General features: G+C 52.0%; 13 protein-coding genes. 3 read left to right on the top strand and 10 right to left on the bottom strand.

Translation table 11 applies throughout. From position 1 onward, the window contains the following. Complete coding sequence (locus MUB23_RS05600; protein ID WP_244799355.1) at positions 1-1,653, top strand: AMP-dependent synthetase/ligase; 1,653 nt, start codon at positions 1-3, stop codon at positions 1,651-1,653. Then, positions 1,653-1,955 (top strand): phosphopantetheine-binding protein, encoded by a 303-nt coding sequence (locus tag MUB23_RS19975; RefSeq protein WP_334302780.1) that lies wholly within the window; start codon positions 1,653-1,655, stop codon positions 1,953-1,955. The genes MUB23_RS05600 and MUB23_RS19975 overlap by 1 nt, the downstream gene beginning before the upstream one ends. Here the strand turns inward: MUB23_RS19975 and MUB23_RS05610 are convergent. Both MUB23_RS05610 and MUB23_RS05615 read right to left on the bottom strand, forming a co-directional pair. Further along, positions 1,840-3,300, bottom strand: coding sequence for a ferrous iron transporter B (locus tag MUB23_RS05610; protein ID WP_244799356.1), 1,461 nt, complete (start codon positions 3,298-3,300; stop codon positions 1,840-1,842). The two genes, MUB23_RS19975 and MUB23_RS05610, sit on opposite strands and share 116 nt — an antisense overlap. Positions 3,301-3,311: 11 nt before the next feature. Then, positions 3,312-3,551 carry a FeoA family protein gene (locus MUB23_RS05615; protein WP_244799357.1) on the bottom strand — a complete coding sequence of 80 codons (240 nt, stop codon included), beginning with the start codon at positions 3,549-3,551 and terminating at the stop codon, positions 3,312-3,314. Positions 3,552-3,736: 185 nt separating this feature from the next. Between MUB23_RS05615 and MUB23_RS05620 the strand changes: the two genes are divergently transcribed. Next, the gene (locus tag MUB23_RS05620) at positions 3,737-4,198 is read left to right on the top strand and encodes a metal-dependent transcriptional regulator (protein WP_244799358.1); all 462 of its coding nucleotides are present in this window, start codon (positions 3,737-3,739) and stop codon (positions 4,196-4,198) included. 29 nt (positions 4,199-4,227) lie between these two features. Here the strand turns inward: MUB23_RS05620 and MUB23_RS05625 are convergent, their stop codons facing one another. The 8 genes from MUB23_RS05625 to MUB23_RS05660 all read right to left on the bottom strand — a co-directional run bounded on the left by MUB23_RS05625 (position 4,228) and on the right by MUB23_RS05660 (position 17,922). After that, on the bottom strand, positions 4,228-7,770 hold the full coding sequence (locus MUB23_RS05625; protein ID WP_244799359.1) for an ATP-binding protein: 3,543 nt from the start codon (positions 7,768-7,770) through the stop codon (positions 4,228-4,230). Positions 7,771-7,786: 16 nt separating this feature from the next. Continuing rightward, entirely contained in the window at positions 7,787-8,128 is a 342-nt protein-coding gene (locus MUB23_RS05630) for an Hpt domain-containing protein (RefSeq protein WP_244799360.1), read from the bottom strand. Beyond that, positions 8,121-11,717, bottom strand: coding sequence for a response regulator (locus MUB23_RS05635; protein WP_244799361.1), 3,597 nt, complete (start codon positions 11,715-11,717; stop codon positions 8,121-8,123). The genes MUB23_RS05630 and MUB23_RS05635 overlap by 8 nt, the downstream gene beginning before the upstream one ends. Beyond that, the gene (locus tag MUB23_RS05640) at positions 11,714-14,338 is read right to left on the bottom strand and encodes an EAL domain-containing protein (RefSeq protein ID WP_244799362.1); all 2,625 of its coding nucleotides are present in this window, start codon (positions 14,336-14,338) and stop codon (positions 11,714-11,716) included. The genes MUB23_RS05635 and MUB23_RS05640 overlap by 4 nt, the downstream gene beginning before the upstream one ends. A gap of 184 nt (positions 14,339-14,522) precedes the next feature. Continuing rightward, positions 14,523-15,509 (bottom strand): RNA-binding domain-containing protein, encoded by a 987-nt coding sequence (locus MUB23_RS05645; RefSeq protein ID WP_244799363.1) that lies wholly within the window; start codon positions 15,507-15,509, stop codon positions 14,523-14,525. Between the two features lie 202 nt (positions 15,510-15,711). Further along, positions 15,712-16,161 (bottom strand): Hsp20/alpha crystallin family protein, encoded by a 450-nt coding sequence (locus tag MUB23_RS05650; RefSeq protein ID WP_244799364.1) that lies wholly within the window; start codon positions 16,159-16,161, stop codon positions 15,712-15,714. 334 nt (positions 16,162-16,495) lie between these two features. Next, the gene (locus tag MUB23_RS05655; RefSeq protein WP_244799365.1) at positions 16,496-17,029 is read right to left on the bottom strand and encodes a DUF3783 domain-containing protein; all 534 of its coding nucleotides are present in this window, start codon (positions 17,027-17,029) and stop codon (positions 16,496-16,498) included. Continuing rightward, complete coding sequence (locus MUB23_RS05660; RefSeq protein ID WP_244799366.1) at positions 17,026-17,922, bottom strand: LysR family transcriptional regulator; 897 nt, start codon at positions 17,920-17,922, stop codon at positions 17,026-17,028. Before MUB23_RS05660 ends, MUB23_RS05655 begins: the two co-directional genes overlap by 4 nt. Between the last annotated feature and the right edge of the window lie 36 nt (positions 17,923-17,958).

Consider the following 17,958-nt stretch of genomic DNA (forward strand, 5'->3'; position numbering starts at 1 on the left):
ATGAAGAAATTTCTATGGAACGAAGTGGATACTTACGACAACTTCGCCGATTTCTGCACCGGAATGAACCAGAAATTTGGTCCAAAACCAGCGGTTTCCTATTTTGACCGCCGCGGCGATGAAATATGCTATACCTATCAGGAGATGACGGATCAGGCGGCTGGACTTCGGGAAGCCTTGATTCACCGCGGGCTCGGCGGCCGCCATATCGCGATTGTAGGGGAAAATTCTTACGAATGGATCGTCGCTTACCTGGCCATTACCTCCTGCGGCGGCACGGCCGTCTGCATTGATGCCGAGCAATCCGACGAGGCGATCCGGGAGATGGTTGCAAACGCCGACTCCCAGGCTGTTTTTGCCGCCCGCACCTATGTGTCCATCTGCCGCCCGCTTTTGGACGACAAGAAGATTTCCTTCCTGTTTTCTCTGGAAAAGGAGAAGGGCGAAGATGAATTTTCTTTCCAGTCTCTATGCCAGGAAGGCGAAGAACGGATCAAAACAAAGGGGATCACGCCCTGTAAGGTCGGTCCGGATCAGACAGCGGTCATTGTCTATACTTCCGGTACCACCAGCATCTCCAAACCGGTCATGCTCAGCCAAAAAGCTGTTTTGCACAACGCCAGCAATGCCGTCCGCTTTGTTTCCACCGAGGAGAAGGTCTACACGTCTCTTCCGTTTTATCATACTTACGGGATGACCAGCGCGGTCCTGACCACTCTGGTTCACGGCACGCACCTGTACATCAACGGAAATTTAAAGACGGCCATGCGCGATCTGCATCTGGCCCAGCCGGACTCCATGCTCACCGTTCCGCTGATGGTGGAAGCCATACACAATCAAATCTGGCTGAACGCGGAAAAAGAAGGGAAGGCGGAGGACTTGCGCCGTCTCTTTAAATGGCGTTCTTCCCTGAAACGACTGAGGATTCCAGGGAAAAGCAAAATCTTAGAGGAGCTCCGCCGGAAGGCCTTGGGAAATCTGCACATCATCATTTCCGGAGGCGCCCATCTGAGCAAAGCGATCGCGGAAGAATTTCAGGCCATGGGCGTCCTGGTTCTGGAGGGCTACGGTATCACCGAATGCGCTCCAATGGTTGCGGTGAACAGCAATCGTTCCTACAATCTGGAGTCGGTCGGCTATGTGCTCCCCGGCACGGAAGTTAAGATTGTGGAGGAAGAAATCTGGGTCCGCGGGGAATCCGTGATGAAAGGATATTACAAACGGGAAGATCTGACGGCCGAGGCCCTGGAAGACGGGTGGTTTAAAACCGGCGATCTGGGATATCTGGATAAAAACGGCTTTTTATTCATCACCGGGCGCAAAAAGAATCTGATCGTCTTTAAAAACGGAAAGAAAATTTCCCCGGAGAAGCTGGAGGAGCTGATTCGCGCCATTCCTCTGGTCAAAGACGTGGTGGTCTACGGCGCAGCCAATGGAACATCCGCCGACGATGTGACGCTGGCCGCCAGCATTTATCCGGACCCGGCGCGCTCCGAGGGCATGTCTTCCTACGAAATTTTAGAGCATTTGCAGGGAGAGATCAACCAGATCAACGCCGCCCTGCCGCTTTACCAGCAGATCCAGCTGGTCAACATCCGGGAGCAGGAATTCTCCAAAACCGCCTCCCAAAAAATAAAGCGGCACATGGTTTAATGCCGGAGACTTCAGCCCGGCCCGAAGCGGCCATCCATTCAGACAGCAGCAGGGAAAACAGGAGGTTATTTATGCTGGAACTCATACAGAGAATCGTATATGAAGCAACAGGGAAAGAGGGAATCACTTACGACACGGATTTTGTCCAGGATCTTGCCTTAAATTCTTTTGACATTATGAGCATTGTCAGTGCGTTTGAGGTGCATTTCGATACGGAAATTCCAACGCGGGACGTCTGGCAGCTGCACCAGGTAAAAGATGTGATTGCGTATATGAAAGAAAGAGGAATCGAAGAGCCCTGAGCAAATGCGAAACGCCTGGTCTGCGCAGCCCTGATTTCCCTTGACACATGGTCAGCGCTTGTTTTCCGCAGGCGCAGCATTTTTGAAAGCACTTATCCAGATTAAAGGCAACCCGCGGCAGATATCCAAAATCCTCCAGAAGAGTAAAAAGCGGAAAGAAAATCGCCATGGGCGGCAGCATCACCGAGATAATCCAGGCCACGACCCGGTACACGCCGCAGATCAGAAGATCCGTCAGCCAGACAGGGAAAATGCTTCCGGCAGCCAGCTCCAACAGACGGTCCTCAATCCAGAAAAGCCCTTTTGAGAGCAGTTCCGATGGGTAATTGGCTCCGGTGATGGTCAGCCAGAAAACACCGCATAAAAGCAAGAGCATAATCGGGAATCCGGTAGCGCGGCTGGTAAACAACCGGTCCAGCTTCCGGTCCCTTTTATTGTAGGAGGATACAGTGCAGTGAACTACCCCGTCGCAGACCTCCTCTGCTTTTTTCACAAAGGATGCGGCTACATCGTCTTTTCGCTGCCGTTCCCCGATTTCATCCTGTTCCAGATCGCCTTTGATCCGCGCCAAGCAGTACACCAGGCGCTCTTCCTGCATCAGCTCGACTCCCAGGCTCTGGGATAAGGCTTCCAAAAGTCCGGCGTCCGCATCCAAGAGGCGGGCGCAAAGCCAGCGGGGGTTCGGCCAATCGGGGCAAAGTTCCTGCACGACCGGCATCAGCTTCTTGATCGCGTCTTCCAGGTAATCCGGATATTCCACCACCAGCGGTTTCACATCCCCATAGCCGCAGACTGCCTCCACCGCGTCCATCAGCTCCGTCAGTCCCCGGCCGCTGCGGGCCGCTGCTCCCACCACCGGCACTTTCAGGCGTTTTTCCAGCAGCTCCAAGTCCAGGGTCAGTTTTTTCTTCTCCGCCTCATCCATCAGGTTCACACAGACCACCGTCCGGGGAACCGCTTCCAGCACCTGGATTACCAGGTTCAGGTTTCGTTCGAGGCAGGTCGCGTCACAGACTACCACAACCGCATCTGGATTTCCAAAGCAGATAAAATCTCTGGCTACTTCTTCCTCCGCCGAATGGGCCAAAAGAGAGTAGCAGCCGGGAATATCCACCAACACGTAGCCCCGGTCCCGGTGACGGCAATACCCTTGGGCATTGGCCACGGTTTTTCCTGGCCAATTTCCTGTGTGCTGATGCATTCCAGTCAGCTCATTGAATACAGTGCTCTTCCCCACATTCGGGTTCCCAGCCAGCGCAACCACCCGGTCCCCCTCGTCTTGTTTTACAATCACCAGTCCCCGGTCCAAGGACTGGATTCCCACGGATTCCCTGCTCAGTCCCATCGCATCTTCCTCTACTCGGCATACCGGATAAAGATCCGGTCGGATTCCTGACTGCGCAGCGCAATCACGGCTCCTCTCACCAGATAAGCGGCGGGATCGCCCAGCGGGCTTTTTCCCACACACTCCACAGAAGTTCCCTCAATCAGCCCCATATCCTGCAGTCTACGGCGGATGTCGTCTGCCGATTCCAGACGGGCAATCACAGCTTTCTGCCCACGGTTTAGTTTTTTTAAGCTCTCCATATTCTTCATAATCGGTTCTCCTTCATTCATAAGATAAAACAGGCGCCCTCAGGCTCACCTGAAATTTTTTATTTGATTTTAGTGTCCGGAAACTTTGTTTCCATACCCTAATATATGGGTTGGGGCCGTTTCCGGTTCCGATATTTCAGAAGATTTTTGAAGCCGTTTATAATCAAAGCCCCACAGGAGGAAATATGGAGAACGTTCCAAAATTCTATACGCTCGCAGGCTACTCACGCCTGGAAAAAAAGAAGCTGACCGCTTCCATGGAAGATTATCTGGAAATGATCCTCCGCCTGGGAGAGAAGGAACAGCCCGTCCGCATCCATCAGCTGGCCGAAGCTCTTCATGTGAAAGCCTCTTCCGCCTCCAAAATGGTCTCAAACCTAAAAGAGCTGGGCCTGGTTGATTTTGAAAAATACGGGTCTGTCTCTCCGACGCAGGAGGGTAACGAGGCGGGAGCCTTTCTGCTGTTCCGCCACCAGACCCTGCAGGAATTTTTCTGCTGGCTGAACCAAAGCGAGGACGAACTGGAGCAGGTGGAGAAGGTGGAGCACTTTATCACGCCCCAAACCTTAACCAGCATGCGGCGCTTTCTGGACGGCCGCAAGGACAGCGCGGGGGAGGAAAACAACGCGGGGGAGAAAAGGTCTTAAACCGGCCCTCTCTCCCCCGCTTTTGTTCCTCACAGGTATTTTTTCAAGACAGAAAATAAGTTCTTCCGGTCAATCGGCTTTGCGATGTGGGCGTTCATCCCGGCATCCAGGCATTTCCGGACATCCCCGGCAAAAGCATTGGCCGTCATCGCAACAATCGGGATACTTTCCGCCTGCGGATGGCTGCTGCCCCGGATCACTTCTGTGGCTTCATAGCCGTCCATCAGCGGCATCTGGATATCCATCAGAATCATATGGAATTCTCCCACTTCACTTTCGGTAAAGGCAGCCGCGCCTTCCTTCCCGTTATTTGCCACCGTAACTTTGGCCCCCAGTTTCTCCAGGATTCTTCTGGCGACTAGCTGATTGATCGGGTGATCTTCCACCAGCAAAACGCTCCGCCCGGACAGATCCGGTTCGCTTTTTTGCACACCCAAAACCATCTCGTCTTCCATCGGCTCCTCGTCCGCAAAAGAGAGGGGAAGCGTCACGATAAACCGGGTTCCGCCTTCCGGCTCGCTTTTCACCTCGATCATGCCGCCCTTATAGTCCACCAGGTTCTTGACAATGGAAAGTCCCAGGCCGGTGCCCTCGGTGCGCCGCACCTCCTGATTCTCCACCCGGTAAAAGGGCTCGAAGATCCTTGCCAATTTATCCGGCGAAATCCCGATGCCGCTGTCCGAGATGGTAAAACGATACCAGCCAAGCCGTTCATTTTTAGGGCTCAGCTCCGTCACATCAAAGGCAACGGTTCCCCCTTCCGGCGTAAACTTGAACGCATTGCTCAGCAAATTATCTATAATCTGCTGAATTCTCAAAACGTCCCCCACACAGCAGTCGTGCTTCACATGAATCGACGGCTGAAAACAGATCCCCTTTCGGTCCGCCAATACCTGGTTTCTCTCCACTGTCCGCTTCAATTCTGTACTGTGGCGGAACGGCTCACGCGCCAGGATCATCCGGCCGCTTTCAATCCGGCTCATATCCAGGATATCATTGATCAGCCGAAGCAGGTGCTCCGAAGAATTCTTGATCACTCCCAGGCTCTCTATGGTTTGTTCCTGGTTATCCGGGTCTGCCAGGGCGAGATCCGTCATCCCAATGATTGCATTCATGGGAGTCCGGATATCGTGACTCATGGAGGAGAGAAAGTCTGTTTTTGCTTTGCTGGCTTCCTGGGCCATCACCAGTGCATCTTTTAATTCCTCTTTTGTCTTCTGCTCCGCCAGGAGCATATCCGTCACATCCGCTCTCACGATACAGATCGTGTTGCGGGTCTCATCTCCCCACAGCACATTAAACTGCTTGTGCCGAAGCCCGTCCTTGGTCTGAAAAGAAACGATAAACTCGTAGCCCGTGGTTTTCTCTTCCAGCTGCCGCCGCATGTTCCCCACCTGAAACTGATCCCGGATTTTTTCTAGTTCCTCCCCGCGGACTTCCTTCAGCATAATATTCTGCAGCACTTCGGAAAAACGTTCTGACCGGTAAGGTGCCAGGTTATTCAACACGCTCTCCCTGGTATACATCACGAAATTCTCTGTGGCCAAGTCGATGAACCCTGCCAGCTCAAAGGTATAAGCCAGCATATTGAGAAGACCCTGCTGTTCACGCACCGACTCCGTAACGTCAGTCCGGGACAGGCAGACCCGCCCCAGCCGTTCATCGATATAAAAAATCAGCATATTTTTGGTCTGAACGATGCCGTCCGGGGTCATCAGGGAATAGTGAAACGAATAGGAGCCGTCCTCCGTCAGTCTTCTTTTGATGGTTCCAAGATCCAGCATCTCGGAGCAGAGATCCTTGTCTTTCGGAAGAACCCCCTCTTCCAGAAAAGGCTTTGCCTGTCCGGTAAAACTTCCAAGGGCCGTCGGAAGTGCCCCCTCCTTCTGTCCTCCGGAAATCAGTTTGTACCGGTCGTGGATCAAATCCACATCTGCAATAAAATCGGAATTGATGTTCACAAGACGATGAAGCACCCGTTCCGACATCACTTGTTCCGTATCGTCCGAAACCGCCAGAACTCCGATCACATCCCCGCTCTCCGGAGACCGCACCAGATCCACATTGATCCGGACATACCGCCCCTGCGCTTCCTGCGGCAGGCGGAGGAAGCATTTCAGTTCATGCTTTAGGCTGCCCTGTTCAAACGCCTCCCGCATCGGCTGATTAAGGAACAGCTGATAGAATTTCTGCTGATCCTCCTCGTCCAAAATCAGGCTGCCGAACGCAGTAAAAAATTTCTCCCGGTCCATTCCGAACTGTTCCAGAAGGCGGCTGCCGGTCTTATCCGTGACTTCCACCATTTTTCCCTGCGTTATATTGCAATGCCCCGCCATAATCTCATTGGTGTCCAAAGTCCGGTGGTGGCGGATCAGCATGTCATCGTATTTTTTGCGGAGACGGATCTGTTCTTCCATGTCCTTCGTGACATCGTGGCAGACAGAATAAATACGGATCGATCCATCCGCTTCCACAATCCGGCTGGAATTATTCCTCACCCATATATAGCTTTCATCTTTTCTCTTCATCCGGAAAATCGCCTCGGAAAAATCCAGCTCCCCCTGTAAATGCCGGTCGATAATTTGGAACACGGGGTCCACATCCTCCGGATGAATGCAGGACCTGAGATCGGATCCCAACACGCGGCATGCCTCTTCCTGGCTCCTTCCGGTCATAGCGGCCAAGCCTTCGGATAAAAATTCAACAGCCAAAGATCCGTCCGGCCGGTAGCTTAGCACCAGCACCCCGCCCGGCAGATGCCGGATCAGCGTCTGATAATATTTTTCCAGTCGTTCCTTTTCCTTCCTGGTTGCAACGTCCTTTGTGATATCCGCTACATAAACCACGTAGGCCGGAACCCCATTCCAATCATACGCCTTGGCTCTCACCGAATAACTCTTCTCGTATTCGGGAATTACCATCTCATGGTTTTGATGATCCGCCAGGCAGTCTTTCATAACACAAAAAGGACAAGGCTCCTTCATTCCATGGAGCGCTTCGTAACATTTTTGTTCCATCAGACCGCCGGAATCATTCTGAAACAGGTGAACGGATTCATTGGCGTAGAGGAGGCAGTACGTTTCCCTCTCAATCACATAAATGCCGTCCGCAGCGTCATTGGCTATGCCCTGGTACAGCTCCGCCCCGGTAGATACGGAAGATTTTTGCTGGGTGACGTCCAGGAACAGGGCCTGCATCATGATACTGCCATTCTCCGCCCACGTTTTCTTCACTCCGGCAGAGATCCAGCGAATCACTCCGTCTGCGCCGAGAATCCGGCAGGTGTATTCCGCATCTTCCTTTTTCCCTTTCAGATAGCTGCGATGCGCATTTTTCACCGCCTCCCTGTCCCTTGGATCAATCAAAGAATACCATTCCAGCTCCCCGCCGGAGATCACAGCTGTACTGTCGGAAAAGCCCAAAACAGCCAGCGCTTTCTTATTGCAATACCTTATCTTAGGATTTTCCTCTATCGTATACCAGATGGAACCGCAAGGAAGAGCCGAATACAAATCCCGGAGAGATTCATACATCGCATCCCGCACATCCGCCCGATTCTCCGAGCCGCCCATATTGTCTCCTCCTCAGCTATCGAAGTGCTCTTATCTTCTCAAATTCTTCCGTAATCTTCCGGTATTTCGAATCTAGATTTTCCGTAACGCCCGACCGCAGCGGCTCCACGATTTCACAGACCGCATCGTATAAAGGCTGGAACCCCATGTTGCCCACGACTCCCTTTAGCGTGTGTGCGGCGGCAAAGGCAACTTCATAGTCTTTTTTTTCCAGTGCATCACCTAGATTTCCCAAACTTTCATCCCGTAAAAACATGTCGAAACAGCGCTGATACAGCCCCTCATCATTTAAGAAGCGCCCCATCGTAGTCTTGAGATCTACGCCATATTGCTCCAATCGCTTCATCCATTCACTCATTGCCGAGTTCTCCTTTCCGGTAAATAAAATGATGCAGGGTCTGATATAATTTCTGCGGTTCGATCGGTTTTGCCAGGTGTGCGTTCATCCCCGCCCGTTTACTCTTGTCAATGTCTTCGTCAAACGCATTGGCCGTCATGGCGATGATCGGAATCTGCGCCGCATCCGAATTGCTCAGATGCCGGATGCTGGAACAGGCCGTCAGCCCATCCATCAGCGGCATCCGGATATCCATCAAGATGGCATCATAATAACCTGCCGGAGACTTGCTGTACATCTCCATCGCCCGAAGGCCATTGTCGGCAGTTTCCACCTGGAATCCTACTTTTTCCAGAAGTTTTAAAGCGATCTCCGTGTTCAGTGGATGGTCTTCCGCCAGCAGCACCCGCTTTCCCTGAAATAGATATTCCTGTATGGTTTTACTCTGAATTTCTTCTTCCTTCTGTCCTAAAGCCTTGCCGAAGGCTGAGATCAGTGAAGACTTGAACATCGGCTTGCTCATCAGCAGATTCACCCCTGCCCGCTTCGCCTCATGTTCTATTACAACCCAGTCATAAGCGGTCATGATGATAATCGTCACTTCCGGTCCCACCAATTTCCGAATCTGTCTCGCGGTCTCGATGCCGTCCATTTCAGGCATTTTCCAATCGATCAAAATCATGTCGAAATATCTCTTCGCCGCCCAAAGCTCCTTTACCCGGCCGATCGCTTTCCGCCCGCTGTCCACCCATTCCGCCGTAACCCCCATTTCTTTCAGAGTTACAATCGCGCTCTCGCATACCGCAACATCGTCGTCCACAACCAATGTTTTCAGGCGGGAAAAATTTTGAATACGCTTTTTATCATACCGGCGCTGCTCTTCCTCGGTGGTCCCCAGCTTCACATCCACCGTAAATTCTGATCCGATCCCTCGGATGGAGCGGACAGAAATCTTTCCGTCCATCATATCCACGATACTCTTGGAAATGGCAAGCCCCAGCCCTGTGCCGCCATAGGATGAGGTGGTGCCGGTGCTTTCTTGCGCAAACGGCTCAAAAATATGGGGCAGGAACTCTTCGCTGATTCCGATTCCCATATCGTTGATGACGAAGCGGAGGATTGTATCCTTTTTGCTTTTCTCCCTTCGGGAAACAGAGAAAGAAACTTTCCCTCCCTCTTCGGTAAATTTCACCGCATTGCTCAGGATATTGATCAGGACCTGCTGCAGTTTCATCGCATCACCGATATAATAATCGTCCAGCGCCGGATCTACAATACACTCGAAGTCAACCCCCTTGGCTCCCGCCTGGGAGGAACAGATGGCGTTGATCCCATTCAGGAATTCTTCCATGGGAATCTTTTCATTTTTGAGCAGCATCTTTCCGCTTTCAATCCGGCTCATATCCAGAATATCATTGATCAAAGACAGCAAAAAGCGGGATGAGATCCCAATCTTGGAGATGCAGTCTGCAACTTCCTCGTCGTTACCAATGGCCTGTGCCGCGATGGTGCTCATGCCGATGATCGCATTCATCGGCGTCCGGATTTCATGGCTCATACGGGACAGGAAATCGCTCTTCGCCGCATTAGCCTGCTCCGCAGCCACCAGCGCCGCCGCCAGGTTTTCTTTCTGGCGCCGTTCCTGTTCCACAATATTCGTCACGTCAATCCGCGTCAGGCAGAGCCGTTCCATGGTCCGGTCCAAATAAAAACATTGCAGGCGCTTTACGCGGACTTCTTTCCCATTCTCCTGCACCCGGAACTGGAAGGAGTAGGAATCTTCTTTCTGCAAATACCGCCTCAAAAAATCAAAGTCGAGAATGGTATAGCAGACTTCCCGCTCCTCTTCCGGAACAACGCTGTCAATATAACGTTTGTTCTCACTGATAAAGCGTCCCCGCTCCGGCGGAGGACTTCCCGCCTTTTCGTTCCAGGAAATCATCCGGTATCGGTCATGAATGAGATCCACATCCGCGATATAGTCGTAATTGATATCGACCGACCGTTTTAAGATTTGCTCCATGATTTTTTGTTCTGTGGTGTCAAAGGAATAAAAGAAAAAAATCAGATCCCCGTTTTCTGGGTTCTGATAGGAACGGATCGTCGACTGGTTCCAGATTATCGTCCCATCCGCGCACTTTCTCTGCATCTCAAAACTATAGTGCCGTCTTCCTTCCGAAAAATCCTCCAGCACCCGTTCCCTGTTGAGCATCCGGAGAATCTCCTCCGCTTGATCCGGTTCCACCGCGGACCGGGCCAGATTTTGAATAGCCTCGTCATAAGAAATGCCCGCCTTGGCAAAAATCAGATTCTTTTCGGCATAGTAGGACTCCACAATGCCTTTGGTCACGTTGATGCGCCCTTTGGTCAACAGATTCGAGGTGGACAGCTCCGACGAGTAGTTCAACTCCTTCTCGTACTGTTCCCGAATCTGTTCCCGCTGACGGCGCTGCTCAGTGGCATCTACAAAAACACAGTAAAGTGACTTTTCTCCGTTTTTCTCTAAAAACGGCTGTATTTTCATCGAGATCCAGCAAACCTCCCCGTCCTTACGCACCACACGGACTTCCAGCGCGCCTCTCTCCTGCTTTTCCAAAAGCAGAAGGAGGGTTTTCTTTATCTCAGGCAGGTCCTCCGCGAACGTCACCGCCGCCATCCCGCCGCCCATCGCGGAAAACTCCTGTCTGGTATATCCCAGAAATTCAAACAATCCGTCGTTGGCCTGGATCACGGTCCATATGGCATCGGGCCGGCAGCGAAAAACAGCGCCCGGAATATTATTGTAGAGATTAAAAACCTCCTGTTGAGCCAAGCGCTGTTCCGTAATGTCGATGCAGACCGAGATAACCGCAGGTTTTCCATTCTCAGCAATTATTTTTCTTCCCACGCTGTGCATCCAAAGATAACTGCCATCTTTTTTGTGCATCCGGTATTCCACTACGTATTCATCCCCATGGGCTAATTGTTCCATGATCCGGTGTTCCGTCTCTGCTTCATCGTCCGGATGGACGCAGTTGGTAATCTGTCCCTTGATGTCTTCCACAAATTCTTGTTCGGAGGAATAGCCCAGATATTCCCGCATTCGTTTATTGATAAAATAAAAAGGAAAATGCGGCTCCAGATAGCCGCCCATCATTCCGCCGGCAACCGTATCATCAAAGAGCGCTTCTCTCTGCTTCCGGACCTTCTCTAATACCAGCGTTTCCGGATAGTGCTCCTCGCCGGTCTGGCTTCCTCCTGGCTCGGAAAAATTCAGGTGCCGGATCAGCCAGACTCCGTCCAGCAAGGTCAAAGCAAAGACTGCCCGCAGACGCCAGGTATAGGTCTGATTATTCAAGGTAAAATCCATAACGGCCAACATAACGCCGCTTTCCAGCTCTTGCTCGTAGGAGCCCCCATAGATCACCTGAAAAGGCTCCCGGATCTCGGCGATATCCCGGCGCAGATAATCAAACATCGCCGTCTTTCCGTTGGCGTCTTCCGACTTCCCGGTTCCGACAAAGGTGATATCTTCAGCCAGATAAGAGGCGGCGCCGGCGAGGTCTCTCTCCTCAAACCAGCACCGGCAAAAATTTTTTACTGTGTCCCATATCAACTCGTTCCCCGTCATGATTCCTGTTCCTCCCAAAGGCAGCAGCGCCCTTTCCCCAATCCCTTTGCCCGATAAAGCGCTTTGTCCGCCCGCAGGATTACTTCATCTAAAGATTCTCCCGTCCGATACATCGTCGTTCCGGCCGAGCAGGAAATCATTCCTAACTCTTCGCCCAGTTCACAATTTCTGGCCGCTTCGCAAATCCTCTGACCTTTTTTTTGCGCCGCCTCCGCAGAAGGCATATTTTTCATCACAACCAGAAATTCATCACCGCCGATCCGAGCGGCGATATCATCCGTCCGGATCTCAGAGCGCAAGATCACCCCAAACTGCTTAAGCAGCCGGTCCCCGACCGGATGTCCAAATGTATCGTTGCATTGCTTTAAATCATCCAGATCAAAGATAAAGACCGCGTGGTTTTCTTTCCGGTTTCCCAATTCCTCCACAGCAGCTTCAAATCCCCGGCGATTGAGCAGCCCAGTCAAAAAGTCACTGTAGGCGGCGCGCTGCATCAGGCTTGCCTGGTTTTGAATCATATTTCCCTGCTGTTCCAGCTGGGACGCCCGCACCACCAGGCGTACGGTATTCTTTAAAATCACAGGGTCAAACGGGCTCTCCACATAGTCTTCGGCGCCCGCTTTCAAGGCTCTCCGTTTGTTTTCCTTGCCGGGGGCTCCAGTTAAAATCACCGGGATCTCCGCCAGCTCAGCCTCCCCGCGTATCCGGTCCAGCAGCTCCATCCCTCCGATTCCAGGCAGGTCCAAACTGATCAAAGCCGTTACGATATCTCTGGATTCTCTCTTTAGATAATCCAGCGTAGCGTCCCCGTCTTTCATCTCCACCACTTCGTACGTCCCGGTCAGCGTCTGTTTGGCTGTCTCCCGGCAGGCCGCCTGGCCGTCGGCCACCAAAATCACGCCGCCCTGGAATGCTTCGCCGGATAAGGAGTCTTCCGGATCCTCCCCTTCCTCGCCTTCTGCATTCTTGTTGGTTAGAAAACCTTCAAATTCTTCATTCGGCACCGGCCGGGCCAGGTAATATCCCTGCGCATAGCGGCAGTTGATGGCCAGCAGTTTCTGCATCTGCTCTTCGGTTTCCACCCCTTCCGCAATGACCTGAAGGTTCATCCACCGGGCCAGCTCAATGATAAAGCGCAGGATGCTGCGCTTGCCCACCTTCGCCGTCTCATTCTGGATAAACTTAATATCCAGCTTCAAGACATCGATCGGAAGTTCATTCAACATATTTAAGGAAGAATAGCCGCTTCCAAAGTCGTCCATCTCAATCACAAAGCCTAAGTCCCTAAGCGCCGCCACTGTGTCGATGATCTGCTTGGGATTTTCCGTGTAAGCGCTCTCCGTAATTTCCAAGTGGAGCTGGGCAGGGCTTAACTGGTATCGTTCCACCATGCTCTTTAAAATTACCGGCAGGTTTTCATTATAGATATCCGCGCGGGATACGTTGACGGAAATCGGGACAACCGGAAGCCCCCGGTCCATCCAGTTCCGGATCAGCGCACAGGTGCCTTCCCATATATATTGATCCAATTTCGTAATAAATCCATTTTTTTCGAACAGGGGGATGAATTCCCCCGGAGAAAGGAAACCGCGCTCGGAATGCAGCCACCGCACCAAGGCTTCCGCCCCGGACAGCCGCCCCGTCTGAATGTTATATTTCGGCTGCAAATAGATCAGGAACTGCTTCGTGGCCAGCGCCGTCTCCATGCTGTCCGTAATGGACTGCTCCAGCAGCATTTTTTTTCTCAGGTTCTCGTCATAGTAGGCAAAATATTTTCCATAGCGGCCTTTGATGCTCTCAATGGCCAGCGCCGCACGGTCGCACATTTGGTCGACGGAGATGGTGGGATCCGTGATCCGGTAGATTCCCCATTTCATCACCAGCGTCCCTGCGTCGGTGAACTGATTCAGCTCCTGGTTTGCCCGCTCAAAAAGATCCGTCGTATATTCCGCACCGCGCTCCATGAGGCACACAAAAATATCCGATGACATACGGCCAAAGATCCCGTTTCCTCCGACGGACGGAAGGACATGATCTGCGATATAGCGCAGGAGCCTGTCTCCGTTTTTTACGCCGAAAACATCGTTGACCAGCTTAAAGTTTTCAATATCGGAGCAAATGATGTCGTACTGTTTCTCCGGATTCTGATCCAGGATCCGCCTGACTTTCTGATAAAAAAATTCTTTGCTGTAGAGGCCGGTCAGACGGTCGTATTCCATCAGGTTCATCATCGCGGAGGTTTCACGCAGATTGATGATGCTGGCCACCCGGTGGCGGATGATCTGCGCCTTGTACGGCTTCGTGATGAAATCCGTGGCCCCCTGAGACAGGGCGGAAATCTCGTCTTCCTCACTGCCGCTCTGCGTCGCCACAATCACGGGGATGGAGGAGATGGCCGGGTCTGCTTTCATTCGTCCGAGAAACGTAAAGCCATCCATCACAGGCATGACCAGATCCAACAGGATCAGGGATATGCCTTCTCCATACTGATGAAGCAGATCCAACGCTTCTTTCCCGTTTTCTGCCTCTACGACCTCATATTCTCCTGACAAAATCCCAAGAAGGATCTGCCGGTTGATCTCCGCATCTTCTACCACAAGAATTTTTTTCCGTGAAAACATAGCCGAACCCATACCTCATCTGAACCGTTCCAAAACGGTTTATTTCTTCCTCTCAAAATTCCAGAAAAATCAAAGACTGTACATTTTTTATTCGGTAAAATCAGCTTTACCGTCCTATGTTATATGATACCTCTTTTTTCCGGGCCGGTCAAATGATATTAAATTCATTTGATCTACTTTTCCGTCATCTCAGGATCATATTTCGTATTTCCTGAGATTTCGCCATCCGTGCCGATGAATCTACGCGGAGATAGACCTTACCGGAAACCGTGCATGGCTTTTCTCTCAGCTCCGCCACGTCCAGGATCAGAATCGCCTTTTCTCTGGAACCGGAAAGCCGAAACAGCTGAAAGTCCACCTCCGGACAGGGATCGCAGAGATCCCGGATGGAATTGATGATCCGAAGCTTCATTTCATCGGCCCGGCTCAGTTCCACCCCTACCACCTCGCCGCTGTCCTCCACGCCGATCAGGATCAGGCCGCCTCCCGGCGTGTTGGCGAACGCCCCGATCTCATAGGAGATATCCCGCCCTCCCGGCAGCTGACGTTTAAATTCGAAATTCTCCTGTTCTTTCAAAATCAACAACTCATCCAAGGAATAGCCCAGCCTTTTTTCCAGATATAAATCAACGTCCGTGGTCAATTCCCGGATCTGCTCTCCTTCCTCCGGCTGGCCGAGTCCCAGGACGACAAACGGATATTGGAGCGGCAGAGGCGACAGTCCGGTCAGGATTTCCTCGATATCCTCAAAGGAAACGCACCGCAGCGGTCTCCGGACGCTCTTCATGAACAGCAAAACCACGACCAGGCTGATCTGACCGGTCTTCACAATCAAGGGAAACTTCACAAACAAATCGCTGATCAAAAAATCCCGCTTCCCCAAGGCCAGGGAAATTCCCACGTTCCCCTTCGCCCCGTCGATATGCTGTACTTTGTCCTGTCCATACCGGATGACAACATCCCCGTCCCATTCCTTTTGTTTCAAGGCCTCCAGAAATCCATGTTCAAAATCCCGCAGGGAAATCTCTCTCCGGCTTGGAAATCTTTCCCGGAGAAAGTCCTCTTCCTTTATCTGTGATATGGTTTTCCGGATTTCTTCCAACTGTTCCGGATACTGTGTATTCAGCAGATTCCAGCCTTTAAAATGGCTGATGATTTTCCCGATTTGCATGGTCGTCCACCCCGCTTCCACCGCCTCCCGGACCGTATTTTCCACGGAAGAACCGGTCGACGCAGTTTTTCTTTGTAGTTATACTATATCATATCTATACCTGAATCGGTATAGATGGATATAAAAATCCAAAGGGGCCCAGGCATTTGCCCGGGCCCCTATCTATAAATCCTCGCTTTGGTTAGGGTACGAGGAATTGTCTTTACCCTTCAATCATGATATGCTTCTGCTGCTCAATTTGTTTCTTTTCTTTTTTCGGGACGGACAGTTTCAGGATGCCGTCCTCGAACTTCGCGTGAATCTCATCCTGGGTCACTGCCTCGCCGACATAAAAGCTGCGGGAACAGCTACCGGCATACCGCTCACGGCGGATGTAGGTTCCCTTCTGATCGCTCTCATCTTTGTCCAGACTCTTGGTGGCGCTGACTGTCAGATAGCCGTCCTCCAATTTCGCGGAAATATCTTCTTTTTTAAAGCCCGGCAGATCGATCGCCACCTCATAGGTTCCGTCCGTCTCCTTCACGTCGGTTTTCATCAGGTTCTTTTCTCTCTTGCCGTACAGCGGATTGCGTTTTCCGTAAAATTCGCTTTCAAAAGGGAAATTCATCATCTCATCAAATAAGTTCTCTCCAAAAATACTAGGCATCAACATAACTCATTCCTCCATTCTTTCTGACACCCTGTGCCTTTTTTGGAACTTATTCTCCGGTCCTTTTGATCGGGGAAATCGGATCGGGATCCTTTGATTGGATCCTCTTCCTTTGTTCTGAATCTGTTATAGCACATGTTGCTAGCACTGTCAAGAGTCGAGTGCTAATTTTATATTTATTTTAGTTTTTTCTTTTTTTATTTATTCAATTTAAAATATCATAATGCTTTTAACTGTTTACACTTGCTTTTCTTCCATACCAGTTAGTTGTTTTCAGACATTTCTTTGTATTTTTTATCATACCCCAAAACAACCTGTATCGATTCGCTCATCAAGATCAACCCCGGCCTTTTCCTGTCATCGCCTCATGCTCGGAGTGGATCTCACGGTAAAGTTTCCGCACGTCCCAGTCCTGATTGGTGGCCGTCATCACTGCCTTATACGGAATGCGAATCCCGGCTTTGCGCAGCGCCGCCAGCACCGCATCCACCCTGCCGCCGGAGAGTCCGGCCATCACAAAAAGTTCCTCCGCAAGGTCTTCCGCTGTCTTGTCCTTCGCTGCTGTTTCGCTTAGCACCTCCCGTTCATCGGGCGGTGCTTCTGCTGCCGTTTCACGCGGTTCTCCCCGTCCATCCGGAGATCCACTACCGGGTCTAGCACTCAAGTCCTCTCTCCCAGCGCCCTCGGTTTTCCCCTCCTGCTGGTCTCTCTGCTGGCCTGTCTGCTTCTCCCCGGCCAGGACGCCGACCGGCAGGTCATACTGGTCCGGTCCCACGCTCTTTAGCCGCAGGCGCAGCGGCATCAAGGCTCTCTTCACCTGATTCCGCCTGGCTGTATCGTTAAAGTTGATCAATAAGATGGTTTCTTTCATTCTCCGATTCCTTTCCCTGATTCTCCATATTGTTTCCGGATAAACCGCACGAAGGCCTTCGCCTCGGTGCTCAGCTTCCGGTTTTTCTTTGACACAATCCCGATCTCCAAGTTCGCCTCCGGTTCCGCCAGCTCTGCAAAGCATACCCTTTTCTGCCCGGCGGCAATCTCCTTCATCACGAAATAGCCGAGATTTCCCTCCAGCATCCGAAACGCAGTGCCATGCTGCTGGGTGCACAAAAACACTTCCGGCTCCAGCCCCCGGCGCCGGATCTGGCGCTCAATCACCGGAAGATTTTTGCTGTCGTTCTGTTCCAAAATCATAGGGTAGCGGACCACCTCCGGAAAGGTGACCCTGTCTCGGCCGGCCAAAGGGTGCTCCGGCCGCATGCAGTACACCACGCAGGACCGGGTAAACGGCTCCACTTGGAACTCCTCGCGGGAAATCCGGTTGGTGACCAGGATGGCGAGGTCCGCCGCCTCATGGGAAACGGCCTCCAGCGCGCTTTTTTTGATGGTTTCGCTGATCTTAACAACCAGATCCGGGCGCGTCCTCCGGTATTTCCAGATCGGCTCCGCCACAGCAAAGGCTCCGATCGGCGACATGGTCGCAATCCGAAGCTCCTTGTTCCGCCGCCCCAGCTCACGCATGCCGGAAAGCGCCTGGTCTGTCTCAAAAAGCAGCTCTTTCGCCTGGAGGAGAAAACGCTCCCCCTCCGCCGTCAGCTCCAAACGTCTGCTCGACCGCTGGAAGAGAATCACTCCGAATTCCTGTTCCAGCGCGTGGATCGCCTTGGTCAGCACCGGCTGAGTTACATGGAATTCCTCAGCGGCCCTGGTCATGCCTCCGTACTTGCAGACCGCCGTGAAATACCGCACATGGGACAATTTCATCGCCCGCGCCTCCTGTTCTTCTCTCCCCTCAGACAC

Source organism: Cuneatibacter sp. NSJ-177, from assembly GCF_022867805.1.
GTDB lineage: Bacteria > Bacillota > Clostridia > Lachnospirales > Lachnospiraceae > Pseudolachnospira.

Excerpts from the sequence above, each read along its gene's own strand:
- MUB23_RS05655 (WP_244799365.1), bottom strand. The coding sequence starts at position 17,029 with ATGAAAGAAACCATCTTATTGATCAACTTTAACGATACAGCCAGGCGG.
- MUB23_RS05645 (WP_244799363.1), bottom strand. The coding sequence starts at position 15,509 with ATGCAAATCGGGAAAATCATCAGCCATTTTAAAGGCTGGAATCTGCTG.
- MUB23_RS05635 (WP_244799361.1), bottom strand. The coding sequence starts at position 11,717 with ATGACGGGGAACGAGTTGATATGGGACACAGTAAAAAATTTTTGCCGG.
- MUB23_RS05625 (WP_244799359.1), bottom strand. The coding sequence starts at position 7,770 with ATGGGCGGCTCGGAGAATCGGGCGGATGTGCGGGATGCGATGTATGAA.
- MUB23_RS05660 (WP_244799366.1), bottom strand. The coding sequence starts at position 17,922 with ATGAAATTGTCCCATGTGCGGTATTTCACGGCGGTCTGCAAGTACGGA.
- MUB23_RS05640 (WP_244799362.1), bottom strand. The coding sequence starts at position 14,338 with ATGTTTTCACGGAAAAAAATTCTTGTGGTAGAAGATGCGGAGATCAAC.
- MUB23_RS05620 (WP_244799358.1), top strand. The coding sequence starts at position 3,737 with ATGGAGAACGTTCCAAAATTCTATACGCTCGCAGGCTACTCACGCCTG.
- MUB23_RS05610 (WP_244799356.1), bottom strand. The coding sequence starts at position 3,300 with ATGGGACTGAGCAGGGAATCCGTGGGAATCCAGTCCTTGGACCGGGGA.
- MUB23_RS05630 (WP_244799360.1), bottom strand. The coding sequence starts at position 8,128 with ATGAGTGAATGGATGAAGCGATTGGAGCAATATGGCGTAGATCTCAAG.
- MUB23_RS05615 (WP_244799357.1), bottom strand. The coding sequence starts at position 3,551 with ATGAAGAATATGGAGAGCTTAAAAAAACTAAACCGTGGGCAGAAAGCT.
- MUB23_RS05600 (WP_244799355.1), top strand. The coding sequence starts at position 1 with ATGAAGAAATTTCTATGGAACGAAGTGGATACTTACGACAACTTCGCC.
- MUB23_RS19975 (WP_334302780.1), top strand. The coding sequence starts at position 1,653 with ATGCCGGAGACTTCAGCCCGGCCCGAAGCGGCCATCCATTCAGACAGC.
- MUB23_RS05650 (WP_244799364.1), bottom strand. The coding sequence starts at position 16,161 with ATGTTGATGCCTAGTATTTTTGGAGAGAACTTATTTGATGAGATGATG.